The following is a 23,696-nucleotide window of genomic DNA, read 5'->3' on the forward strand; positions in this document are numbered from 1 at the left end:
CCAAGCCACACGCACCCGAGCCACGCAAAGGGGCTGGACCCCAAGCACCCGGGCCCGAGCCACAAGAAGCCGCACCGAACAAGCGGCTGGACCCCGAGCATCTGAGGCCGAGCCACAAGAAGCCGCGCCGAACATGTGGCCCAGCCACACGAAGCCGAGCCGCGGCCCAGCAACCCGCACCTACATCCGCGACACGTTCCGCTCGTACACCAGCCTCAACCCGATCAGCGTCAGCCAGGGCTCGTGCTCGTCGATCTCCGACGCCTCGCCCAGCACCATCGGCGCCAGACCACCCGTCGCGATCACCGTCACCTCGTCCGCCTCGTCCGCCAGTTCGCCCTTCATCCGGCGCACCACGCCGTCCACCTGGCCCGCGAACCCGTAGACGATGCCCGACTGCATCGCCTCGACCGTGTTCTTGCCGATCACGCTGCGCGGCCGGGCCAGTTCGATCTTGCGGAGCTGCGCGCCCTTGACACCCAGCGCCTCGACCGAGATCTCGATGCCCGGGGCGATCACACCGCCCGCGTACTCCCCGCGCGCGCTCACCGCGTCGAACGTCGTCGCCGTGCCGAAGTCGACCACGATCGCGGGCCCGCCGTAGAGATCGACCGCCGCGACGGCGTTGATGATGCGGTCAGCGCCGACCTCCTTGGGGTTGTCCATCAGGATCGGCACACCGGTCTTGATGCCCGGCTCGACGAGGACCGCGGGCACGTCGCCGTAGTAGCGCCGGGTCACCTCGCGCAGTTCGTGCAGGACGGAGGGGACGGTCGAGCAGATCGCGATGCCCTCGATGCCGTCGCCCAGTTCGTCCCCGAGCAGCGGGTGCATGCCCATCAGACCCTGGAGGAGGACGGCCAGTTCGTCGGCGGTGCGGCGGGCGTCCGTGGAGATGCGCCAGTGCTCGACGATCTCTTCCCCGTCGAACAGCCCCAGCACCGTGTGGGTGTTGCCGACGTCGATGGTGAGCAGCATCAGACGTCAGCCTCACGCAGGTCGAGACCGATGTCGAGGATCGGGGAGGAATGGGTCAGCGCGCCCACCGCGAGGTAGTCGACGCCCGTCTCGGCGTAAGCCCGCGCGTTGTCGAGGCTGAGCCGGCCGGACGATTCGAGGGCGGCGCGGCCGGCGACGACCGCGACGGCCTCCTCGGTCTCGGCCGGGGTGAAGTTGTCCAGCAGGATGAGGTCCGCGCCCGCGTCCAGGACCTCCCTGACTTGGTGGAGGGTGTCCACCTCGACCTCGATCGCGAGGTCCGGGTAGGCGTTCCGTACAGCCTTGAAGGCCGCCGCCACGCCGCCTGCGGCCACCACGTGGTTGTCCTTGACCAGGGCCGCGTCCGAGAGGGACATGCGGTGGTTGACGCCGCCGCCGCAGCGGACGGCGTACTTCTCCAGGGCCCGCAGCCCCGGGGTGGTCTTGCGGGTGTCGCGGACCCGCGCCTTCGTGCCCTCCAGCGCGTCCGACCAGGCCCGGGTCGCGGTCGCGATGCCGGAGAGGCGGCACAGGATGTTCAGCGCGCTGCGCTCGCCGGTGAGCAGGTCACGGGTGTCGGCGGTGACGGAGAGCAGCTTCTGGCCGGCCTCGACGCGGTCGCCGTCGGTCACGTGGCGCTCGACGGTGAACGCGTCCGAGCACACCACCGACAGCACCGCCTCGGCGATCTGGAGCCCGGCGACCGTGCCGGCCTCGCGGGCGGTGAAGTCGCCGGTGGCGACGGCGTCCTGGGGGACGGTCGCCAGGCTGGTGACGTCCGAGCCGCCGTCGAGGTCCTCGCCGAGGGCGAGATGGGCGATGTCCTCGACCTGCACGGGGTCCAGGCCCGCGTCGGCGAGCATCGCGGCGAGAGCGGGGTCGAGCCCGCACTCCAGCTCGTCGTACCCCTCCTCCCCGCCGGCACAGCCACAGGCGTCCCCGCAGCCCCCGGAGGACTCGGCCGGGGCGCCGATCTGGATCAGGGGTACGTCCACGGGACGCGGACGTTCTTCGGGCGTGCTCACGGTTACTGCTCCCTGGGGGCGTCGGGGACGGTGACGGCGGTGGTGGCCGGGAACGCGGTGCTCTCGGTGCGGCGGACGACGAGGCTGCGGTCGGGTTCGAGGCGGATCACCAGATGGCGGCGCCAGCTGGTGTCGTCCCGGTCGGGCATGTCCTCGCGCCAGTGGCAGCCGCGGGTCTCCTCGCGCGCGAGGGCTGCGGCGGTCAGGACGCGGGCGACGCACAGCAGGTTCGAGGTCTCCCAGGACTCCACGCCCGGCTCGGCCGCCTTGGCGGAGCCCTCTTGGCCCTCGACGGCCGCGCGGTGGACACCTTCCAGCGCGGCGGCCGCCCCCGTCAGGCTGGCGGCGGACCGCAGCACGCCCGCGCCCTGCGACATGATCCGCTGGATCTCGACGCGCGCCTCGGGTGCGATCAGCGGCAGTTCCGACGGGCTGGCGGGGGCGGCGGGCTCGCCGGCGGAGAGCGGGGCGCGCGAGGCGATGTCCGCCGCGATGCGCTCCGCGAAGACGAGGCCCTCCAGCAGGGAGTTGGAGGCGAGCCGGTTGGCGCCGTGCACACCGGTGCAGGCGACCTCGCCGCAGGCGTACAGCCCCGGGACCGTGGTGCGGCCCCGCAGGTCGGTGCGTACGCCGCCGGAGGCGTAGTGGGCGGCGGGGGCGACCGGGATCGGTTCGGTGACCGGGTCGACGCCGTGGACCCGGCAGGCCGCGAGGATGGTCGGGAAGCGCTGCTCCCACATCCGGGCCCCGAAGTGGCGGGCGTCCAGGTACATGTGGGCCGCGCCCTGTTCCTGCATCCGGCGCATGATGCCCTTGGCGACGATGTCGCGGGGCGCCAGTTCGGCGAGTTCGTGCCGGCCGAGCATGAAGCGGACACCGGCAGCGTCGACGAGGTGGGCGCCCTCTCCGCGGACGGCCTCCGAGACGAGCGGCTGCTGGCCCTCCGAGTCCGTCCCGAGGAACAGCACCGTCGGGTGGAATTGGACGAACTCCAGGTCGGAGACCTCGGCCCCGGCGCGCAGCGCGAGTGCCACACCGTCGCCGGTGGAGACCGCGGGGTTGGTGGTGGCGGAGAAGACCTGGCCCATTCCGCCGGTGGCGAGGACGACGGCCTGGGCGTGGACGGCTCCGACGCCGTCGTGCTGGCCCTCGCCCATGACGTGCAGGGTGACGCCCGCCGTACGGCCTTCGGCGTCCGTGAGCAGGTCCAGGACCAGGGCGTTCTCGATGGTGCGCAGGCCCCCGTCGCGGACGGCCTCGACCAGTGCGCGGGAGATCTCGGCGCCCGTCGCGTCGCCTCCGGCGTGCGCGATACGGCGGCGGTGGTGGCCGCCCTCGCGCGTGAGCTCTATCTCGCCGGCGGCGGAGGTGTCGAAGTGGGCGCCGGTGGCGATCAGCCGCCGCACGGCGTCCGGGCCTTCGGTGACGAGGGCGCGCACCGCCACCTCGTCGCACAGGCCGGCGCCCGCGACGAGGGTGTCGTCCAGGTGCTGGTCGGGGGTGTCGCCCTCACCCAGCGCGGCGGCGATGCCGCCCTGGGCCCAGCGTGTGGAGCCGTCGTCCAGGCGGGCCTTGGTGACCACGACCGTGGAGAGCCCGGCGGCGGCGCAGCGGAGCGCGGCGGTCAGACCGGCGACGCCCGAGCCGACCACGACGACGTCGGCGGCGATGGCCCAGCCGGGCGCGGAGGCGTTCAGCCGTATGCCGGTCACGGGGAGACTCCGAAGCTCAGGGGAATGTTGTCGATCAGGCGGGTGTCGCCGACCTTCGCCGCGACGGCGATGATCGCCGCGCCGTGGTGGTCGTCGGGGATCTCGGCGAAGGTGGCCGGATCGACGAGGGCGAGGTAGTCGAGGGCGAGGGGCGGGGTGAGCCGCGCGGCCTCCTCCAGGACGGTGCGCGCCGCGGCCCGTACGGCGTCGGCGCCGCCGGGACCTGCCTGGGCGACGGCCGCGGTGTCGGCGGCGGCGCGCGCCTCCCCTATGGCCGAGAGCGCGGCGGCCCGGGCGAGCGTGCCGGGGGTCGCCTCGGCGCGGGCGTGCAGTGCCTGCTGGGCGGCGAGGCGGTCACGGGCCGCGAACAGGGCCCGCGACAGGGAGAGTGCGGTGATCCGCTCGGCCGGCGAGAGGAAGCGGTTACGGCTGGAGAGGGCGAGACCGTCCTCCTCGCGCACGGTCGGCACGCCGACGATCTCGACCGGGAAGTTCAGGTCCCGCGCCATCCGGCGGATCAGCGCGAGCTGCTGCGCGTCCTTCTGGCCGTAGAGCGCGATGTCGGGGCGCGTGAGGTGCAGGAGCTTGGCGACGACGGTGAGCATGCCGTCGAAGTGGCCCGGGCGGTACGTGCCTTCCAGACGCTCGCCCATGGGGCCTGCCGAGATCCTGACCTGGGGCTCTCCGCCGGGGTAGACCTCGTCGACGGAGGGCGCGAAGACGATGTCGGCGCCTGCGGCCTCGGCGGTCGCGAGGTCGGCGTCGAGGGTGCGGGGGTAGCGGGCGAGGTCCTCACCCGCGCCGAACTGGAGCGGGTTGACGAAGACCGTGACGACCACCGAGCCGGCCGGGCCGACGAGGTCGCGGGCGGTGCGTACGAGGGAGGCGTGGCCTTCGTGCAGGGCGCCCATGGTCATCACGACGGCGCGGGTGCCGGTGGAAGCCCTCAGGGCGTGGAGTTCGTCCGCGGTCGTCACCATTCGAAGGCTCATCGCGCGTCGTCCTCCGCCAGCACACCCAGGAGGTCCTCGGCCAGCTCCGGCTTCAGCAGCCCGTGGGCGAGCGCCCGGTCGGCGGTGGTGCGGGCCATCGCGAGATAGCCGGCGACGGTGCCCGGTGCGTGCTTGCGCAGCTCCGCGACGTGCGCCGCGACGGTACCGGCGTCACCGCGGGCGACGGGGCCGGTGAGGGCGGCGTCTCCCGACCGCAGGGCGTTGTCCAGGGCCGCGCCGAGCAGCGGGCCGAGCATCCGGTCGGGGGCGGCGACCCCCGCCGTACGCAGCAGCTCCATCGACTGGGCCACCAGGGTCACCAGGTGGTTGGCGCCGAGGGCCAGGGCCGCGTGATAGAGCGGGCGGGCCTCCTCCTCGATCCACTCGGGCTCGCCGCCCATCTCGATGACCAGCGCCTCGGCGGCGAGCCGCAGCTCGGCAGGAGCGGTCACCCCGAACGAGCAGCCGGCCAGCCGCTGGACGTCCACGCTCGTGCCGGTGAACGTCATCGCGGGGTGCAGGGCGAGGGGCAGCGCGCCCGCGCGCAGCGCCGGATCCAGCACACCCACGCCGTACCGCCCGGAGGTGTGCACCAACAGCTGTCCCGGCCGCACGGCACCGGTCTCGGCGAGGCCTTCGACGAGGGCGGGCAGCGCGTCGTCGGGGACGGTCAGCAGGACCAGATCGGCGCGGGCGAGGACGTCGGCGGGCGTCACGATGGGCACGTCGGGCAGCAGGACGGCGGCTCGTCGCACCGAGGCGTCCGAGACTCCGGAGACCGCGACCGGGCGGTGTCCGGCGAGCTGGAGCGACGCCGCCAGCGCCGGTCCGACACGGCCCGCTCCGACGACGCCGACGGTCAGGCGCGCGGGGCGGTTCCGCGGGTCGAGCGGTTCCTGTGGTGCTGTGGCATTCACGCGGTGGGGGCCTTCCGTTCCAGTCCGCGGGGGGTACCGGACGATTTCCCGTCATGCTACGCCAGCGGGCCCCTCGCATTTCCGGTTGTCCACAGGCTGTGGGGAATGATCGAAGGGTGACTGACACCGGCGAACAGGACGAGCGGCGGCGCAGGCTGGCCGCATGGCGCGGATCGGACCGGGTGCTCTGGCGGGCGTCCGCCGACCACCGGATCCGGGAGCGGCTGACGGCCCTCGCGGCGGACGCCGGCCAGGTCCACGACCTGGACGACTGGACCGATGTGTACGGCAACGGGGTGGTCGCCGACCTGGAGCGGCGGGTGGCGCGGCTGCTCGGGTTCCCCGAGGCCGCGTTCTTCCCCACCGGGACGATGGCGCAGCAGGTGGCGCTGCGGTGCTGGGCGGGCCGGACGGGCAACAGCACCGTCGCGCTGCATCCCACGGCCCACCCGGAAATGCACGAGCGCGGCGCCTTCACGGCGGTGAGCGGGTTGCGGACGGTCCACCCGACGACCGAGCAGAGGCTGCCGACGGCGGAGGAGGTCCAGGACTTCGAGGAACCCTTCGGAGCCTTGATGCTGGAACTCCCGCTGCGCGAGGCGGGTTTCGTCCTGCCGTCGTGGGACTCGCTGGTCGACGTGACGGAGGCGGCGCGGGAGCGGGACGCCGTCGTGCACTTCGACGGCGCGCGACTGTGGGAGTGCGTGACGCATTTCGGCCGCCCGCTGGACGAGATCGCCTCGCTCGCGGACAGCGTGTACGTGTCCTTCTACAAGTCGCTCGACGCGCTCTCGGGTGCCGCGCTGGCGGGCCCCGCGGACCTGATCACGGAGGCCCGCGCCTGGCGGCACCGGTACGGGGGCCTGATGTTCCAGCAGTACCCGGCCGCCCTGTCGGCGCTGCTCGGGCTGGAGCGCGAACTGCCGCGCCTGCCCGCGTACGTGGCGCACGCGAAGACGGTCGCCGCGGCGCTGGACGCGGGCCTGCGCGAGAGCGACGCCCCATGGTTCCGCGTGCACCCGCAGGTTCCGCACACGCACCAGTTCCAGGTCTGGCTGCCGTACGACGCGGAAACGCTGAACGAGGCGGCGGTGGCCCAGGCGGAGGAGACAGGGGTGACGCTGTTCCGCAGATGGTTCTCGGACGGCTCTCCGCCGGGGCTGTCGGTCACGGAGGTGACGGTGGCGTCGCAGGGGCTGGAGTGGTCGGCGCAGGACGTGAGAGAGGCGCTGAAGGGGTTTCTTGGGCGGGTGGGCTAGGAGCCTCGGGGGGCAGTGCGCGGGCCCACGGCGGCGGGGCCGGGCAGTGTGCCCTGCGGCCGTCGGGGCCGCGGGATGCCTGGGTGCCCCAGGGCGGGGTCCCCGCACGTCAGCCGCTCGGTGTCCGAGGCCGTGGGCATGCCCGGGCCCACGGCGGCATGGGCACGGGGCAGAGCGCCCTGCAGTGTCCGGGGCACCGGGAATGCCCGGGTGCCCCAAGGCGGACCCGCACGTCAGCCACTCGTGTCCGGGACCGCGGGTACTCCCGAGTGCCCTACGGCTGCGGGGCCGGGGCAGAGTGCCCTGCGGCCGTCGGGGCCGCGGGTATGCCCGAGTGCCCCCACGGCGGAGCCCTCCGCACGTCAGCCACTCGTGTCCGGGACCGCGGGTACTCCCGAGAGCCCCACGGCTGCGGGGCCGGGGCAGAGTGCCCTGCGGCCGTCGGGGCCGCGGGTATGCCCGGATGCCCCACGGCGGAGGCCCCCCGCACGTCAGCCGCTCGGTGTCCGGGGTCGCTCCGCCGTGCGGTGGAGCGTCGCCCGCAGGGTTCGCAGGAGTCCCGGACCGCGGGCCATCTCCGCTCCCAGTTCGCGGGCGACCTGCCAGTCGTGGGCGCCCGGCTGCGGCGGAGACGGGGTGCCGAGGACGGAGGCGCGATAGCTGTCGATCATGTGCTGCTGCATGGCGTTCATGTCCTCAACGCTGCGCCGGTCCCCCACCGCCCGTCGCGTCGATTGACGAGCCGCGTCAACCGGCGCCCTCCCGTCCCGCGTACCCAGCACCATGGGACCTGTGAGCGTGACCATCGACATCAGCGGGCTCCCTCAGGAGCGCATCGTCTTCGACATCTCCCCCCTCGCCGAGCTCGGCGTCGCCCTGCACGCGCTGGCTGAGCCGGCGCACCATCCGGGCCTGCACGGCTGGGCCACGGCCACCGCCGCCGGACTCAAGCCCGATCTCGCGGACCGCCTGCACGAAGCGGACTTCCTGTGGCGGTCCACCTTCTCGGACGTCTTCATGCCCTTCGCGGGGCTGCCCGCGACCCTTGGCGGCGCCGGCGGCCGTACGGGCGCGACGATCGCCGAGGAGCTCGACCTGCTCGACCGTCTCGACGACGAGCGGTTCGTGTCGGCGGCGCTGGAGTTCACCTGCGCCAGTACGTACGGAATCGCCGGCCCGTCCGCCCTGACCGACCCCGCCCGGCGGGAGCGGGCGCTCGAACTCGCCGCCACCCGCGGACCGAAGCAGCTCGACTTCTCCCGGCGGCTGCTGAACGACCCGGCGTCCGTACGCGCCTGGGTGCGCAGGCTCTTCGAAGACTGCGACCAGGCCTTCTTCGCGGACACCTGGCGCCGCGTCGCACCACAGCTGGCCGCCGACGCCCGGCACAAGACCGAGCTGCTGCGCCGCAAGGGCCTCGCCGAGGCGCTGTACGACGTCTCCCCCGCGCTCACGGTGGACGAGGACCGGACCCGTATCAGCGCCGACAAGCTGGCGGAGGGGCGGACGACCGCCGTCGACACCTCGGTGGGCGCCGGACTCTCGCTCGTGCCGTCGAGCTTCGGCTGGCCGCATCTGATGGTGCTGCACGCACCGGGCTGGCGACCGGTGATCCACTACCCGGTCGGGTCGCCCGGACTGCCCGGCCCCGCACCCGTCGAGCTGCTGAAGCTGCGGATGGAGGCGCTCGCCCACCCCATGCGGATGCGGCTGTGCCGCAACCTGGCGCGTGCCGCGTACACGACGAGCGAACTGGCGGACGCGTACGACATCACCGCGCCGGAGGTCTCGCGGCATCTGTCGGTGCTGAAGAAGGCCGGGCTCGTCTCCACGCGCCGGCGCGGCCGGTACGTGCTGCACCAGTTGGACGTCGCGGCGGTGGCCCGGCTGGGCAGCGACTTCCTGGAAACGGTGCTGCGCTAGCGAGGGCCGACTGCGGGCACCACTGGGCCGCGGACCCCGCGACCGCAGTGCCGTCGCCGGCCGACGCCCCGGGCCGAGAGAGAGGCCGCTCGGCCGTCAGTCGAAGCGGATGTGCCGGATCCCCGTCCACGCCGTGCGCAGCCGGTGCACGAGCGGCCCGTCCGTGTTCGGGGTGAGGCGCAGCCCGGCGGAATCCGCGATCCGGTCGGCCACCGCCGGTACACCGATGCGGTCCGTCCTGATGTGCTCGGCGAACAGCGGCTCCCGCAGCCGCTCCAGGCACAGATCGAGACGTCGTACCGCGAAGCTCTCCCGCTGGAGCCCACGTCCCAGGCCGCGTTCCCTCAGCCGCCGCAGAACGGTCTCCCGCTCCGCGAGCAACGCGAAGTGGCGCACCTCGTGCCCGGCGGCACGCAGTCGGCCCACCGTCTCCTCGAAGTACGCCGGTTCGACCACGGTCATGGGCGCGATCGCCACGCCCCGGTGGTGCCTCAGGGTCAGGTCCAGCACCTCGAACACGCCCTGGCGCCAGGCCGGGAGGTCCTGGAAGTCCTCGCGCAGCGACGGCGGCATCATGCGGTGCAGCCCGAAGCCCACCCGCTCCGGGTCGCACACGACGCTCCCCGGCAGCCGGCGGTTCAGCTCGTACGCGGTCTGCGTCTTGCCGCCGCCGAACGGGCCGTTGATCCACAGCAGCATCGCGTCAGGAAGCCGCTCCACCGCCCGCGCGCACCAGGCCCGTCTCGTAGGCCAGCACGACCACCTGCACCCGGTCGCGGAGGTTCAGCTTGGTCAGGATGCGGCCCACATGGGTCTTCACCGTGGCCTCCGACAGCACCAGCCGGGCCGCGATCTCGCCGTTCGACAGACCCTGGGCGACCAGCATCATCACCTCGCGCTCCCGTTCGGTGAGCCGCTCCAGCTCCTTGTGCTGCGGCTCGCTGCCGCTGCTCGGCAGCATCGGGGAGAAGCGGTCCAGGAGCCGGCGGGTCGTCGACGGTGCGACGACCGCGTCACCGCTGTGGACCGAGCGGATCGCACCGAGCAGTTCGGCGGGCGGCACGTCCTTCAGCATGAAACCGCTCGCGCCCGCCTTCAGCCCGGAGAACGCGTACTCGTCCAGGTCGAAGGTGGTCAGGATCAGCACCTTCGGCGGGTTCGGCGCGGCACAGATCCGCCGCGTCGCCTCGACACCGTCGAGCCTCGGCATACGGACGTCCATCAGCACCACGTCCACGGCCGTGGACCGCAGGTTCTCGATCGCCTCGGCCCCGTCGCCCGCCTCCGCGACGACCTCCATGTCGGGCTGGGCGGCGAGCACCATGCGGAACCCCGTGCGCAGCAGCACCTGATCGTCGACGAGCATCACACGGATGGACATGGCAGCGGGGTCCTCGGTCTCTCGGGGCTGTGGGGTCTGGAGCGGGCCGGTGCGGGTGGGGGTTGTCGGGTCGGGTCGGGACTGTCGGGTCGGGTCGGGGGTGGCCGGTCGATCCGGTCGGGTCGCGCGGCTAGTGGGCGGGCTTGAGGGGCAGCAGGGCGCTGATCCGGAAGCCTCCGCCGGGCCGCGGGCCGGCGTCCAGTGTGCCGCCGACCATACCGACGCGCTCCCGCATGCCGATGAGCCCGTGGCCGCGCCCGTCGGCGCCGCCGTCCTCGTACAGCTCGTGCGCCGAGCCGCGGCCGTCGTCCTCGACCAGCAGTCCGAGACCGTCGTCGAAGTAGACCAGCCGCACACTGGCTCCGGCCTCCGGGCCACCGTGCTTGCGCGTATTGGTCAGCGCCTCCTGCACGATGCGGTACGCGGTGAGCTCGACGCCGCTCGGCAGCTGCCGGGCCGTCCCCTCGATCTTGAAGTCCACGGTCAGCCCCGAGTGGCGCACCTGCTCCACGAGGTCCTCGATCTGCTGCACATCGGGCTGCGGGACGTACTCACCGCTCTCCGGGGCGTCCCCGGTGCGCAGGACCCCCAGCAGCCGGCGCATCTCCGCGAGCGCCTGGCGGCCGGTGGTGGAGATGGTCTCCAACGCCTGTTTTGCCTGGTCGGGCGCGGCGTCCAGCACATAGGCCGCGCCGTCGGCCTGGACGACCATCACCGAGACGTTGTGCGCGACGACGTCGTGCAGTTCACGGGCGATCCGGGCGCGTTCCGCGGCGACCGCGACCTTCGACTGCGCCTCGCGCTCCTTCTCCAGCCGCGTCGCGCGCTCCTCGAGCTGGGCGAAGTACGCGCGACGGGTGCGTATCGAGTCGCCGAGCACCCAGGCCAGCGCGAACGGCACGCTCAGGACGACGGTGAAGAACACCTTGCCCCAGGTGCCGGTCTCCTCCATCGGCCAGCGCAGCTGCGCCAGGGTGGCCGCGGACAGCCCGCCGACGAGCGCCAGCCGGGACGCCCAGGGCGACCGGTCGTGCGCGGCGACGGTGTAGATGATCACCAGCATCGCGAAGTCGGCCGGGTTGACCTGGATGTCCAGCGCGAGCTGGGCGACACCCAGCGCGGCCGTGAGGACAAGCATCTTCTCCGGCATACGACGACGCAGCGCCACGACCAGGCTGAGCAGCAGCACGACCAGTGCCGCCGTCCACTTGTCGCCGACCCCGACCGGAACCGTGGCCGCCCACAGCAGGGAGATCCCGCCGAGCACGACAGCCCAGAAGGTGTCGACGCCCGTCGGGTGTCTGCGGATGAAGTCATAGAGGCGCTGCACGTAACCCAGAGTAGGGAACGTACATAGGTGCAGGGGTCAACCGGCAGAGCGATCCGATGGGCGGAGGCGTACTCCGCAAGGTGGAGACTTGGGCCCGTGACGGATGAGACGTGTCAGTGGCCGGGCTGGCGGGAAGCCGCGCACAGCGCGCTGTACGGTCCGGGCGGTTTCTATCTGCGGCCCGAGGGACCGGTGGGACATTTCCGTACGTCGGTGCACGCCTCACCGCTCTTCGCCGCGGCCGTCGCGGCGCTGCTGCGACGCGCGGCGGAGGAATTGGCCGGGACCCCCGGGGACCTGGCGTTCGTCGACATGGGCGCGGGCCGCGGGGAGCTCGTGACCGGTGTGCTCGCGGCGCTTCCGGCGGACTTCCCGGTACGGGCGTACGCCGTGGAGAAGGCGGCACGCCCCGAGGGCCTCGACGACCGCGTCACATGGGTGGCCGAGCCCCCGGCGGGTGTCCGGGGGCTGCTGTTCGCCAACGAGTGGCTGGACAACGTGCCCGTCGACGTCGCCGAGGCGGACGAGGACGGTGTGCCGCACCTGGTCCTCGTCGGACCGGACGGCCGCGAGCGGCTCGGCCCGCCGGTCACCGGCGCGGACGCCGCGTGGCTGGACCGCTGGTGGCCGCTGAAGGAGCCCGGCTGCCGGGCGGAGATCGGGTGGCCCCGCGACGAGGCGTGGGCGCGGGCGGTCGGCACCCTGCGGGCGGGGCTCGCGGTCGCGGTGGACTACGCCCACGCGGCCGGGTCACGGCCGCCGTTCGGCACCCTGACGGGCTTCCGGGAAGGCAGGGAGGTACGCCCGGTCCCCGACGGCAGCTGCGACCTCACGGCGCATGTGGCACTGGACGCGTGCGCCCTGCCGGGTGCGGAACTGACGACGCAGCGGGAGGCGCTGCGCACGCTCGGCGTCTCGGGCGCCCGCCCACCGCTCTCCCTCGCCTCGACGGACCCGGCGGCGTACGTCCGCGCGCTGTCGCAGGCGGGCGAGGCGGCGGAACTGACGGCACACGGAGGCCTGGGCGACTTTGGCTGGCTGCTCCAGCGCGTGCCGGGGGCGGCGGGCGTCGCCGGGGACTGAGGCGAGGGGGCGCGGGCGGGTTCGGGGCCGGGGCGCGGGCTTCGGGGCAGGCGCGGGGCGCGGGGTCCGGGGCGCGGGACTGCTCCACGGGTCCGGGACTGAGGTGAGGGGGCGGGCGCGGCCGGGCCCGTCGGCGGTAGCGACCCGGGCTCGGCCCCGGGGACCCGTGAGGTCCCGCACCCCGTCGGGGATACTGGCGCCATGACGGAGACGACGGTCGGCATCGGCGGCGCGGCGGAAAGCACCGACATGGTGCTCAACATCGGCCCGCAGCACCCCTCCACGCACGGCGTCCTCCGCCTCCGCCTCGTTCTCGACGGCGAACGCATCCAGCACGCCGAACCGGTCATCGGCTATATGCACCGCGGCGCCGAGAAACTCTTCGAGGCGCGCGACTACCGCCAGATCGTGATGCTCGCCAACCGCCACGACTGGCTCTCCGCCTTCTCCAACGAGCTCGGCGTCGTCATGGCCGTCGAGCGCATGCTCGGCATGGAGGTCCCCGAGCGCGCGGTGTGGACCCGTACGCTCCTCGCCGAACTCAACCGGGTCCTCAACCACCTGATGTTCCTCGGCTCGTATCCGCTCGAACTCGGCGGCATCACACCGGTCTTCCACGCGTTCCGCGAGCGCGAGGAGCTCCAGGCCGTGATGGAGGAGGTCTCCGGCGGCCGGATGCACTACATGTTCAACCGCGTGGGCGGCCTCAAGGAGGACCTCCCGGCGGGCTGGCTCGGCCGCGCCCGGCACGCCGTCGCCGACGTCCGCTCGCGGATGGACATCTACGACAACCTGGTGCTCGGCAACGAGATCTTCCGCGGCCGCACCCGCCGGGTGGGAGTCCTGTCCCCGGAAGCGGTCCACGCGTACGGCGTGAGCGGTCCGATCGCGCGCGCCTCCGGCGTCGACTTCGACCTGCGCCGCGACGAGCCCTATCTGGCGTACGGGGAATTGCAGGACACCCTGAAGGTGGTCACCAGGAGCGAGGGCGACTGCCTGGCCCGCTTCGAGGTGCTGTTGGAGCAGACGCACAACGCGCTGGCTCTGGCGGATGCCTGCCTGGACCGCATCGACACGCTCCCGCCGGGACCGATCAACCAGCGGCTGCCCAAGGTGCTGAAGGCGCCCGAGGGCCACACCTACGCCTGGACCGAGAACCCGCTGGGCATCAACGGCTACTACCTCGTCTCCAAGGGCGAGAAGACGCCGTACCGCCTCAAGCTCCGCTCGGCGTCGTACAACAACATCCAGGCGCTCACCGAGCTGCTGCCGGGCACGCTGGTCGCGGACATGGTCGCGATCCTCGGCTCGCTGTTCTTCGTCGTCGGCGACATCGACAAATGAGTGGGCGGCCGGCGGAAACCGCCGGCCGCCCATGAGGCTCAGGACCGCGTGGTCAGGAACTGACCGCCTTTCGCAGCTTCCCGACGTCCACCTGTTCCGTCTCGTCGTGCTCCGTCAGGTCGATGACCTTGCCGACCGCGCGGGAGCTGTCCGTGCGCTGCGTGGCGAGGGCCTCCTCGCCCACCACGTCCGCGAGATCCTCCTGCTGCGCGGCCTCGATGGCCTTCTGCGTGCCTTCGCCGTCGGTCCCGTCGGCCGGCGTGGCCGCGATGGCGTTCCCGAAGAAGTCGAAGCCTCCCTCGGGCCGGCGCTTGCCGGGACGGCGCCTCGGGCCGTACGGCACGATCGCCGCCGCCACCGGAACGGGACGCCTGGCGGGGAGGGCGGACGTCGGACGGGAGTGCTGCTCCCCGCCGGCGGCCGCCGCGTGCTTCCCCTGCGGCTCGTCCGCCTCACGTGCCCGTTCCGCGAGATCCCGCTTGCGGGCCTCCTCGACGGTGCGCTTCGCCTCCTGGGCGGCGGCGTTGCGGGAGAGGTTGTCCAGCGCCACGGAGGCGCGCAGATAGGTCGAGGGGGTGGGCGTGGAGCCGGCCGGCATCAGCGCCTTGGGCGCGGTCGCCTCGATCGCGAGCCGGCGACGGTCCTCCAGGACGCCTGCCCGCTCGGTCTCGGCGGTGGCGTAGCGGCGCAGCAGGGCCGCGTGCTCCCCGCGCAGGGCGGCGAGCTCGACGCGTTTGGCGCGCAGCCGCGCGTCCAGCTTGGTGCGCAGATCGCGTGATTCCTCGAGGTCCGCCTCGAGTTCGGCTATCTGTTCCTCGGTCTTCCAGGCGTCGCCGGCGCGGCCGCGGGTGAGGTCGGCGACCTGCCGGCCGGCCGCGCGGTCCCAACTGCGCATCAGCACCGCACCGGTGATCGCGGCGGCAGTCGCCGCCGTGACCAGCGTGCGGAGCACGACGGGCTCCGTCAGAAACCACGCGCCGGCGGCGCACAACACCGACGCTCCGGCGACCGCCGACGGCGGCAGCAGCCTGTGAAGGGGCGGGGAATGGCGGTGGCGTCCACGTGGCATGGCCTGAAATTTACCGTGCGTAGACGCCGAATGGGGTGTCGGCCCGGCAAATCTCTCGTTCGAGAACGCCGGGCCGCCCACTCCCTACTTCGTGAGGAGTCCCTTGGACTCCAGGTAATCCTTCGCGGCATCCTGCGGCTTGGCCCGCTCGGCGTCCACCTTGCGGTTCAACTCCGCGAGATCCTCGGTGGTCAGCGCCTTGGTGAGCTTGCCGAGAGCGGCCGCCACCTCCGGTGCGGCGGCGTCCTTGGCATTGACCACGGGCAGGACGTTGTCGGCGTTCTGGAGCTTCTTGTCGTCCTCGAGGAAGACCAGTCCGTCCAGTACGGCGTCGGTCGTCGTGGTCAGCACCAGCTGGTCGGTGCCGTCCTTGACCGCCTGCTTGGCCTGCGGGGTGCCGACACCCTTGGGGTCGATACCGGTGACATCGATGCCGTACGTCTTCTTCAGACCCGGCGCGCAGAACGGGCGGACCTCGCACTCGTCGCCCGCCGCTATCTTCACCTTGAGCTTCGACCTGCCGAGATCGGAGAGGGTCTTGAGCTTGTTCTTCTCGGCGAATTCCTTGCTGACCGCGAAGGCGTTCTGGTCGACGGCTCCGCCGGCGGGGAGCACCTTCAGACCGCGCGGCTCGGCGAGCTCGGTGAGTGCGGCGACGGTGGCCGTGACATCGCTGGAGGCGACGGGCTTCTCGTCGGGTGCCTTCGGCCCGTTCACCTTCGCGTTGAGGAATTCGGCGATCGTCGCCGCGTATTCGGGTACGACGTCTATCTCGCCCTTCTCCAGCGAGGGTTCGTACAGCTCACGGTTCTTCACCGTGGTGACCGAGGTCTTGTATCCGGCGTCCGCCAGGACCTGCGCATAGAGCTCGGCGAGGACCTTGGACTCGGTGAAGGCCGCGGCGCCGACGACGAGCGTGCCCTTCGCGCCTGAACCGGCCGGTTTCGAGCCGGAATCGTCCGACTTCTCCAGGCTGTCTCCGCCGCACGCGACGAGGGAACCCGTCAGGGCCGCAACCGCCAGTACTGCTCCCGCGATGCGCGAGGTGTTGCTCATCAGGTTCTCCGTCCAGGGGTTCACAGAATGCACAGTGGGGAAGGCACCGCGGTCACAGGGGCGACACGGTCGACACGGACTTGCGGAGGGGGTCGAGCAGCCGGTCGGCCACCACCAGGACCCCTTCCACCAGCAGGGCCAGCAGCGCCGCGAGCAGTGCGCCGGCCACCACCTGCGGGGTGTTGTAGGTGTTGAATCCCGCGGTGATGATGCGGCCGAGACCGCCCTGGCCGACCATCGAGGCGATGGTGGCCGTGGCGACGACCTGCACCGCGGCGGACCGCAGGCCGGTCATGAGCAGCGGGTAGGCGAGGGGCAGTTCGACGCGCAAGAACAGCTGGCCGCCGGACATCCCCATGCCCCGCGCGGCCTCCACGACCGCGCGGTCCACTTCGCGCATACCCACATAGGCGTTGGTGAGCAGCGGCGGCACGGCGAACAGCACCAGGGCGATGATCGTCGGTGCGTAACCGGCGCTGCGCAGCGGTGTGAGCATGAAGAGGGCGAGGACCGCGAAGACGGGGACGGCGCGGCCCGCGTTGGAGATGTTGACCGCGAGCGCACCGCCCTTGCCCAGATGCCCGAGCCAGAGCGCGATGGGCAAGGCTATCGCGCAGGCGAGCGCGAGGGCCACCCCGCTGACGTACACATGCTCACCCAGCCGGTGCCAGGCACCGCTCTCGCCGGACCAGTTGGCTCCGGTGGTGAGCCAGGTCCAGGCGTCGGCCATGACCCCCATCAGACAGCCTCCTTCGCCGTGCCCTGCCGCGCCGGGCCGGGACCGGCGGTGCCCGTGGACGCCGAGCCGGGCGGCTGCGAGCCCAGGTGTCCGGCGCCCGGCCGCGCCGTGCGTATGCGGGTCCAGGGCGTCAGCAGACGCTGGACGCCGAGCAGCAGCAGATCGGCGACGGCCGCGAGGAGCACGCACAGCACGGAGGCGGTGAGCACCTGGGCCTTGAAGGTGGTCTGCACGCCGTCGTCTATGAGATTGCCCAGGCCGCCCTTGCCGACCAGGGCTCCGACGGTCGTCAGGGCGATGGTCGAGACCGTGGCGATGCGCAGGCCGGCCATCAACGCGGGCAGCGCGAGGGGCAGTTCGACCTCCCACAGCAGCCGGCCCGGTCCGTATCCCATGCCGCGGGCGGCCTCGCGCGCCTCGGCCGGCACCGCTTCCAGGCCGGCCATGATGTTACGCACGAGAATGGTCAGCGAATAGAGCACGAGACCGGTGACGACCAGCGCGGCCGACAGCCCGAAGACCGGCAGCAGCAGCGAGAACATCGCCAGCGACGGAATCGTGTAGAGCAGGGTCGTCAGACCGAGCACCGGACCGGCGAAAGCCGGTTTGGCACGGGCGAGCAGCGCCAGCGGAAAAGCGACGGCGAGTCCGATCAGGACCGATGCCACGGTGATCCAGACGTGCTCGACGGTCGCGTCGGTCAACTCCTGGCCGCGGGTGCGGAGGTATTCCCCGCAGATCCAGTCATTGGCCGCCAGACAGCTCTGCGCGGCCTGCCGCATGCTCATGCGCCCCACCTCCCCACCCCTGCCGAACGTATGTCTGGCGACCCTATCCCCGACCCCTGACAATCGCCGAGGGCCGCCACATTGCAGCAACATGGCTTTCACACCACACCCGTCACAATGGGGAACCATGATCCGTTTCGAGCACGTAGCCAAGCGATACCCGGACGGGACGACAGCCGTCGACGACCTGTCGTTCGAGGTGGCCGAGGGTGAACTGGTCACGCTCGTCGGACCGTCCGGCTGCGGCAAGACCACCACCATGAAGATGGTCAACCGCCTCATCGAGCCCAGCAGCGGCCGGATATTCCTGGACGGTGAGGACATATCGACCATCGACCCGGTCCAACTCCGCCGCCGTATCGGCTATGTCATCCAGCAGGTCGGCCTCTTCCCGCACAAGACGGTCCTGGAGAACACCGCGACCGTCCCCCATCTCCTCGGCTGGCAGCGCGCCAAGGCCAGGGCACGCGCCGCCGAACTCCTCGATCTGGTGGGCCTGGACCCCTCGACGTACGGCGGGCGCTACCCGGAGCAGCTCTCCGGCGGCCAGCGCCAGCGCGTCGGCGTGGCACGTGCCCTGGCCGCCGATCCGCCCGTGCTGCTGATGGACGAGCCGTTCGGCGCGGTCGACCCGGTGGTCCGCGAGCATCTGCAGAACGAGTTCCTGAGACTCCAGTCCCAGGTCCGCAAGACCGTGCTGTTCGTCACGCACGACATCGAGGAGGCCGTCCGGCTCGGCGACCGTATCGCCGTCTACGGACAGGGCCGGATCGAGCAGTTCGACGCGCCGGCCGCGGTGCTCGGCGCCCCCGCTACGCCCTATGTCGCCGACTTCGTGGGCGCCGACCGCGGTCTCAAGCGCCTCTCGGTGACCCCCATCGAGGAGGGCGACCTGGAGCAGCCGCCCGTCGTCCACCTCGACGACACGCTGCCCCGGGAGCTCGGTTCACGCTGGGCCGTCGTCCTGGACGGCGAAGACAATCTGCACGGCTGGCTCTCCGCCGAGGGGGCGCTCAGGAAGGGCTCCGTCCGCGAGCACGCGCGCCGGATGGAGGCATGGCTGCCGGTCGGCGCCTCCCTCAAGCAGGCCTTCTCCACCATGCTCCAGCACGACGCGGGGTGGATCGCGGTGATCGACAAGGAGGAGACGGGCCGCTTCCTCGGGGTGCTGACCCCGGCCCGGCTGCACGAGGCGCTGCGCCGCTCGATCGACGCGGACGCGCAGGCCATTCCCCGTACCGAGGTCGACCTGGAGTCGATCGCGACGATCGCGGAAGCCGCCAAGAGCTGACCCGGGACGCGCGTCGCGGTGGCCCGCACAGGACCGCCGCGGCGCGCGTCCCCGGCCCGGGCACCGTCGCGGGCACGTCCGGGCCCGCGGACCGCCGCGGCACGCGTCCCGGCCGGGGCACCGTCGCGGCGGGCAGGGCCCCGCTCGGGGCCGGGCACCCAGGGTCCGCTCGGCCGGGTCCGGCCTCACGAAGCCTGGAGCCGACCCGACATCCACACCAGCGCGGGCGGAATCTCGCGCCGCCACGTGTTGAAGTTGTGCCCGCCGCTGTCGAGCGTGATCGAGGAGACCCGCGCGGGCGCCTTCACCTTCTTGATGAAGTGCCCGGTCGGCTTGAGATTGCCCTCACCCGACTTCGACGTCGTCACCAGGAACGACGACGTGCCCTGTGGCAGGTGGTCCAGGCTCCACAGCAGATCGGCGCGCTTCTTCGCCCGCTTGTCGCCGTGGAAGAGGTCGCCGGTCGTCGGGTCCTCCGCGGCCTTGTAGTACGCCGACAGACCGGCGCCCACCGAGAACTGCCCCGGGTGATGCAGCGCGATCTTCAAGGCGCAGTAGCCGCCGGTCGAATTCCCGATGAGGCCCCAGTTCCTGGGCCTGTCCCCGACCCGGTACGTCTCGGAGACCGCCTTCGGCAGATCCTTCGCGAAGAACGTCTCCGTCTGCGGACCACCGGGAACGTTCACGCACTCGGTGTCCCGCGGCGGTGCCACGGTCGGCCGCAGCATGACCAGGACCGTCGGCTGCATCCGGCCGCTCTTCGCCTCCTGCCAGGCGGTCTTCGGATACTTCAGCCCTTTGAGCAGATTCTCCGCGGTACCCGGATATCCCGTCAGCACGATCGCCGCGGGAAAGGTCTTCCTGCGGAATTCGGGCTGGAAGTACTCCGGCGGCAGATAGACATACGCCGGGCTGTCGATCTTCGACTTCTCGCCAAAGACGACGATCTTCTGGATCTGGCCGCCGACCGCCGTACGCGCGCCGCCCGGCACGTCCAGCCGTTTCCGCTCGACCACCTTGATGCGCTTCGCGCCGGCCGAATGGTCGACCACCACGCCCATGTCCTGCTCGCGGCCGAAGAGGTCGGACCACGAGCCGTAGAAGAGGAAGGAGTTGTTCGCGGCGAGTCCCACCGCCGCGAACAGGGCGAGCTGGGTCACCAGCAGCATGCCGACCCTTCCCGTCACGGCACGCCAGTTGGGGCCGGCCAGCCGAGGCCACAGCCAGATGGTCGCGGCGAACAGCAGAACGGCCACGAGGACGGCCAAGGCCAGAACTTTGTTACTGGTCAGACCCATGAGTCGCGTGAGCTTTCTTCCTTGAGAATTTCCTGTGAGTGAGTGAACCCGCCCCCTGGAAGTGCCGTCCTAGAGAGCGCAAATCGTCCGGAGCCCACCGACCTGCGGCCCTCGGACACAGGATCTCTCGCGGAGTCACGGGAAGCGATGTCTGCAACGGTAGATGGGGACAAATCAGGATTGGTTCCGAATCGGGTACACCGCCTCCTGCGCGGTCCCCGTCCGGAGGCGGTCCCTTCGCTGGTCGGCACGGCCTGCACACTCGTCGGCCTGGTCGACATTGCCGCCGGGGTGTTCCCCCGGTTCCGGCACAGCCGCGTGCACACGCTGGCCGAAGTGCTCCCCGGAGCCACCGGCCCGTTCGCCGCCGCGCTCTCGCTGAGCGCCGGCGTCCTGCTCCTGCTGCTCGCCCACGGACTCAAGCGGCACAAGCGCCGGGCCTGGCGGGCGGCGGTGATCCTGCTCCCCGTGGGAGCGGTCAGCCAGTTCGTCTACCGGCACTCGGTCATCGGCGCCCTGGTCTCCCTGCTCCTGCTGACCCTGCTGCTGCGCCACCGGGGCGAGTTCGCCGCGCTGCCCGATCCGCGCAGCCGCTGGAAGGCGCTCGCCAACTTCGTCCTGATGGGCGCCGGTTCGCTCGGCCTCGGTCTGGTCATCGTCAGCGCGCACCCCGGCAGGACCGTCGGCAGCCCGGGTCTGGTGGACCGTCTGGAGCACGTGCTCTACGGGCTCTTCGGCTTCGAGGGCCCCGTCGACTACTCCGGCAGCGTGTCCTGGACCGTCGGCTACTCCCTCGGCGCGCTCGGTCTGCTGACCGCCGTGACCACGATCTACCTCGCCTTCCGGCCCGAGCACCCGGCGGCCCGGCTCACCGAGGACGACGAGCGCCGGCTGCGCGACCTGCTCACCCGGCACGGCGGCCGCGACTCGCTCGGCCACTTCGCGCTCCGGCGGGACAAGGGCGTCGTCTTCTCGCCCAGCGGCAAGGCCGCCGTCTGCTACCGCGTGGTGTCCGGCGTGATGCTCGCCAGCGGCGACCCGATCGGCGATGTCGAGGCATGGCCGGGCGCCATCGAGCGCTTCATGGACGAGGCCAAGGCGCACTCCTGGACCCCGGCCGTGATGGGCTGCTCGGAGACCGGCGGCGAGGTCTGGACCCGTGAGACGGGCCTGGACGCCCTGGAGCTGGGCGACGAGGCGGTGGTGGACGTCGCGGATTTCTCGCTCACCGGGCGGGCGATGCGCAACGTACGCCAGATGGTGAAGCGCATCGAGCGCAATGGGTACACCACCCGCGTCCGGCGCGCCCGTGACATCTCCGCCGAGGAGCTGGAGCAGATCCGCCGGGCCGCGGAGGCCTGGCGGGGCACCGACACCGAGCGGGGCTTCTCGATGGCTCTGGGCCGCATCGGCGACCCGGACGACGGCGACGCGGTGATAGCCACGGCACACAAGACGGACGACGAGCCAGGGGTCGCCCCCTACGGCGACCTCAAGGCGATCATCCACTTCGTCCCGTGGGGCACCAACGGCATGTCCCTGGAACTGATGCGGCGCGACCGTTCCGCCGACCCGGGCATGAACGAACTGCTCATCGTCGCGGCGCTCCAGGCCTCCCCCGCACTCATGATCGAACGGGTGTCGCTGAACTTCGCGATGTTCCGCTCGGCGCTCGCCCGCGGCGAGAAGATCGGCGCAGGCCCGGTGCTGCGGCTGTGGCGCGGACTGCTGGTGTTCCTCTCCCGCTGGTTCCAGATCGAGTCGCTGTACAAGTTCAACGCCAAGTTCCGGCCGCGCTGGGAGCCCCGCTTCGTGGTCTTCCGCAACACCCGCGACCTGCCCAGGATCGGCTTCGCCGCGATGCAGGCGGAGGGCTTCGTCACCCTGTCGCTCCCGCGCCTCTTCCCCCGGCGCAGGGCCCCGCGCCCGGCCCGCCCGTGCGCGCACATCACACCGATGACGCAGGAACGGGAGATCCGCGCGGCATGAGGGGCCCGCGACGGGCCCCGGCAGGTGCCCCGCGGAACGGCCGCGCGGGGCGAGCCATCGGCCTGCGGCCCTAGGCTGGGCGTATGAGTACGTTGCGCGGGCTGCCGGAGTGGGATCGCTGTGCCGTCATGGGGGTCGTGAATGTGACGCCCGACTCCTTCTCCGACGGCGGCCGCTGGTTCGACACGACCGCCGCCGTCAAACGCGGCCTCGACCTCGTCACCGCGGGCGCCGACCTCGTCGACGTCGGCGGTGAGTCCACCCGGCCCGGCGCCAGCCGGGTCGACGAGGACGAGGAGCTGCGCCGCGTCATCCCCGTCGTCCGGGGCCTTGCCGCCGAAGGGGTCACCGTCTCCGTCGACACCATGCGCGCCGTCGTCGCCGAGCAGGCCGTCGCCGCGGGAGCCGTACTCGTCAACGACGTCAGCGGCGGCCTCGCCGACCCCGCGATGGTGCCGGCCGTCGCCGCCGCCGGTGTGCCCTTCGTGGTCATGCACTGGCGCGGCTTCAGCGAGGACATGAACAGCCGCGCCGTCTACGCCGACGTGGTCGCCGAGGTCGTCACGGAGCTGAGGGAGCGTATGGACGCCGTCGTGGCCGGCGGTGTCGCCCCCGGGCAGATCGTCATCGACCCGGGCCTCGGCTTCGCCAAACAGGCCGAGCACGACCTCGCCCTCGTCGCCCACCTCGGCGAACTGCGCGCACTCGGCCGTCCGCTGCTCGTCGCCGCGTCCCGCAAACGCTTCCTCGGCCGGGTCCTCGCCCAGGACGGCGACGCCCCGCCACCCGCGCGGGAACGGGACGCCGCCACCGCCGCGATCTCCGCGATCGCCGCCTACGAGGGCGCCTGGGCCGTGCGCGTCCACGAAGTGCGGGCCACGGCCGACGCCGTCCGCGTCGCGCGCGCCGTCGGGGCCGCCCGGTGAGCCGTACCGACATCGAGCTGGTCGAAGAGGCCAACACGACGTTCTACGAGACCATGGAGCGCGGCGACTTCGAGAAGCTCTCCGGCCTCTGGCTGGACGACGAGATCTCCTGCATCCACCCCGGCTGGCCGGTCCTGTCGGGCCGCGGCGAGGTACTGCGCTCGTACGCCCTGATCATGGCGAACACCGAGTACATCCAGTTCTTCCTGACCGACGTCAAGGTCAACCTGGCCGGCGACACCGCCCTCGTCACATGTACGGAGAACATCCTCAGCGGCGGCCCGGCCGAGGACGGCGGCGAGCTCGGTCCTCTCGTCGGGCAGCTCGTGGTCGCCACGAATGTGTTCCGTCGCACAGACGAGGGATGGAGGATCTGGTCACATCACGGATCACCCGTCCTGACGGAAAGCGATGACGCGGAGGACGAGGAGTCCCCCTCGTAACGGGGTAAGCGCACCGTTGGAGGCGGGGAAGCGGACGTTCCGGCCAGGAGCGGGCCGCCCGGCCTCCGCAGCTCCGCGTGGCCCCATGGGCGAGCGGGGCCGGTGGCCGCAGGTAGATTCGCATGGGCACCCGGCCCGCCCGCACGCGGCGCC

General features: G+C 72.0%; 22 protein-coding genes. 8 read left to right on the forward strand and 14 right to left on the reverse strand.

Annotated elements, in window-relative coordinates:
* Positions 1-180: 180 nt before the first annotated feature.
* The 5 genes from ABTX78_RS28720 to ABTX78_RS28740 are packed head-to-tail and all read right to left on the reverse strand — an operon-like array spanning position 181 to position 5,624.
* Positions 181-978 (reverse strand): type III pantothenate kinase, encoded by a 798-nt coding sequence (locus ABTX78_RS28720; protein WP_327681671.1) that lies wholly within the window; start codon positions 976-978, stop codon positions 181-183.
* Positions 978-2,003 carry a carboxylating nicotinate-nucleotide diphosphorylase gene (nadC, locus tag ABTX78_RS28725; RefSeq protein WP_352209686.1) on the reverse strand — a complete coding sequence of 342 codons (1,026 nt, stop codon included), beginning with the start codon at positions 2,001-2,003 and terminating at the stop codon, positions 978-980. The genes ABTX78_RS28720 and nadC overlap by 1 nt, the downstream gene beginning before the upstream one ends.
* A gap of 2 nt (positions 2,004-2,005) precedes the next feature.
* On the reverse strand, positions 2,006-3,715 hold the full coding sequence (locus ABTX78_RS28730; RefSeq protein WP_352209687.1) for an L-aspartate oxidase: 1,710 nt from the start codon (positions 3,713-3,715) through the stop codon (positions 2,006-2,008).
* Complete coding sequence (panC, locus tag ABTX78_RS28735; protein WP_352209688.1) at positions 3,712-4,707, reverse strand: pantoate--beta-alanine ligase; 996 nt, start codon at positions 4,705-4,707, stop codon at positions 3,712-3,714. Before panC ends, ABTX78_RS28730 begins: the two co-directional genes overlap by 4 nt.
* Positions 4,704-5,624, reverse strand: a complete 921-nt coding sequence (locus tag ABTX78_RS28740; RefSeq protein WP_352209689.1) for a Rossmann-like and DUF2520 domain-containing protein — start codon at positions 5,622-5,624, stop codon at positions 4,704-4,706. The genes panC and ABTX78_RS28740 overlap by 4 nt, the downstream gene beginning before the upstream one ends.
* A gap of 116 nt (positions 5,625-5,740) precedes the next feature.
* On the opposite strand from ABTX78_RS28740, the gene ABTX78_RS28745 reads away from it, so the two are divergent.
* Positions 5,741-6,883, forward strand: a complete 1,143-nt coding sequence (locus ABTX78_RS28745; RefSeq protein ID WP_352209690.1) for a threonine aldolase family protein — start codon at positions 5,741-5,743, stop codon at positions 6,881-6,883.
* A gap of 491 nt (positions 6,884-7,374) precedes the next feature.
* Here ABTX78_RS28745 and ABTX78_RS28750 read toward each other — a convergent pair whose 3' ends face one another.
* On the reverse strand, positions 7,375-7,575 hold the full coding sequence (locus tag ABTX78_RS28750; protein WP_352209691.1) for a hypothetical protein: 201 nt from the start codon (positions 7,573-7,575) through the stop codon (positions 7,375-7,377).
* Between the two features lie 106 nt (positions 7,576-7,681).
* On the opposite strand from ABTX78_RS28750, the gene ABTX78_RS28755 reads away from it, so the two are divergent.
* A complete protein-coding gene (locus ABTX78_RS28755; protein WP_352209763.1) occupies positions 7,682-8,806 on the forward strand; it encodes a DUF5937 family protein in 1,125 nt (374 codons plus the stop codon).
* A gap of 96 nt (positions 8,807-8,902) precedes the next feature.
* Here ABTX78_RS28755 and ABTX78_RS28760 read toward each other — a convergent pair whose 3' ends face one another.
* The 3 genes from ABTX78_RS28760 to ABTX78_RS28770 form a co-directional block, all read right to left on the reverse strand.
* On the reverse strand, positions 8,903-9,505 hold the full coding sequence (locus ABTX78_RS28760; protein WP_352209764.1) for an AAA family ATPase: 603 nt from the start codon (positions 9,503-9,505) through the stop codon (positions 8,903-8,905).
* A 4-nt stretch (positions 9,506-9,509) separates the two neighbouring features.
* Complete coding sequence (locus ABTX78_RS28765) at positions 9,510-10,187, reverse strand: response regulator transcription factor (protein ID WP_352209692.1); 678 nt, start codon at positions 10,185-10,187, stop codon at positions 9,510-9,512.
* 130 nt (positions 10,188-10,317) lie between these two features.
* Positions 10,318-11,517 carry a sensor histidine kinase gene (locus ABTX78_RS28770; protein WP_352209693.1) on the reverse strand — a complete coding sequence of 400 codons (1,200 nt, stop codon included), beginning with the start codon at positions 11,515-11,517 and terminating at the stop codon, positions 10,318-10,320.
* A gap of 96 nt (positions 11,518-11,613) precedes the next feature.
* Between ABTX78_RS28770 and ABTX78_RS28775 the strand changes: the two genes are divergently transcribed.
* Together ABTX78_RS28775 and ABTX78_RS28780 are read left to right on the forward strand one after the other, a co-directional pair.
* A complete protein-coding gene (locus ABTX78_RS28775; protein WP_352209694.1) occupies positions 11,614-12,600 on the forward strand; it encodes an SAM-dependent methyltransferase in 987 nt (328 codons plus the stop codon).
* A 201-nt stretch (positions 12,601-12,801) separates the two neighbouring features.
* Positions 12,802-13,944: an NADH-quinone oxidoreductase subunit D gene (locus tag ABTX78_RS28780; RefSeq protein ID WP_352209695.1), complete on the forward strand. Its 1,143-nt coding sequence runs from the start codon at positions 12,802-12,804 to the stop codon at positions 13,942-13,944.
* A 52-nt stretch (positions 13,945-13,996) separates the two neighbouring features.
* On the opposite strand, the gene ABTX78_RS28785 is transcribed toward ABTX78_RS28780, so the two are convergent.
* From ABTX78_RS28785 to ABTX78_RS28800, 4 genes are all read right to left on the reverse strand, one after another.
* The gene (locus tag ABTX78_RS28785; RefSeq protein ID WP_352209696.1) at positions 13,997-15,013 is read right to left on the reverse strand and encodes a hypothetical protein; all 1,017 of its coding nucleotides are present in this window, start codon (positions 15,011-15,013) and stop codon (positions 13,997-13,999) included.
* Between the two features lie 84 nt (positions 15,014-15,097).
* Positions 15,098-16,069: an ABC transporter substrate-binding protein gene (locus tag ABTX78_RS28790; RefSeq protein WP_352209697.1), complete on the reverse strand. Its 972-nt coding sequence runs from the start codon at positions 16,067-16,069 to the stop codon at positions 15,098-15,100.
* Positions 16,070-16,121: 52 nt separating this feature from the next.
* Complete coding sequence (locus tag ABTX78_RS28795; RefSeq protein ID WP_352209698.1) at positions 16,122-16,808, reverse strand: ABC transporter permease; 687 nt, start codon at positions 16,806-16,808, stop codon at positions 16,122-16,124.
* The gene (locus ABTX78_RS28800; protein WP_352209699.1) at positions 16,808-17,596 is read right to left on the reverse strand and encodes an ABC transporter permease; all 789 of its coding nucleotides are present in this window, start codon (positions 17,594-17,596) and stop codon (positions 16,808-16,810) included. The genes ABTX78_RS28795 and ABTX78_RS28800 overlap by 1 nt, the downstream gene beginning before the upstream one ends.
* A gap of 127 nt (positions 17,597-17,723) precedes the next feature.
* On the opposite strand from ABTX78_RS28800, the gene ABTX78_RS28805 reads away from it, so the two are divergent.
* Complete coding sequence (locus ABTX78_RS28805) at positions 17,724-18,887, forward strand: ABC transporter ATP-binding protein (RefSeq protein WP_352209700.1); 1,164 nt, start codon at positions 17,724-17,726, stop codon at positions 18,885-18,887.
* Positions 18,888-19,072: 185 nt separating this feature from the next.
* Here the strand turns inward: ABTX78_RS28805 and ABTX78_RS28810 are convergent, their stop codons facing one another.
* The gene (locus tag ABTX78_RS28810; protein WP_352209701.1) at positions 19,073-20,185 is read right to left on the reverse strand and encodes an alpha/beta hydrolase; all 1,113 of its coding nucleotides are present in this window, start codon (positions 20,183-20,185) and stop codon (positions 19,073-19,075) included.
* Positions 20,186-20,332: 147 nt separating this feature from the next.
* Here ABTX78_RS28810 and ABTX78_RS28815 point away from each other — a divergent pair, with 147 nt between their 5' ends.
* From ABTX78_RS28815 to ABTX78_RS28825, 3 genes are all read left to right on the forward strand, one after another.
* Positions 20,333-22,174: a phosphatidylglycerol lysyltransferase domain-containing protein gene (locus ABTX78_RS28815; protein ID WP_352209702.1), complete on the forward strand. Its 1,842-nt coding sequence runs from the start codon at positions 20,333-20,335 to the stop codon at positions 22,172-22,174.
* 83 nt (positions 22,175-22,257) lie between these two features.
* On the forward strand, positions 22,258-23,100 hold the full coding sequence (folP, locus tag ABTX78_RS28820; RefSeq protein ID WP_352209703.1) for a dihydropteroate synthase: 843 nt from the start codon (positions 22,258-22,260) through the stop codon (positions 23,098-23,100).
* A complete protein-coding gene (locus tag ABTX78_RS28825) occupies positions 23,097-23,543 on the forward strand; it encodes a nuclear transport factor 2 family protein (RefSeq protein ID WP_313944953.1) in 447 nt (148 codons plus the stop codon). Before folP ends, ABTX78_RS28825 begins: the two co-directional genes overlap by 4 nt.
* The last annotated feature ends 153 nt before the right edge of the window (positions 23,544-23,696 follow it).

Origin of the sequence: Streptomyces sp. NPDC096193 (assembly GCF_040302905.1) — a bacterium.
GTDB lineage: Bacteria > Actinomycetota > Actinomycetes > Streptomycetales > Streptomycetaceae > Streptomyces.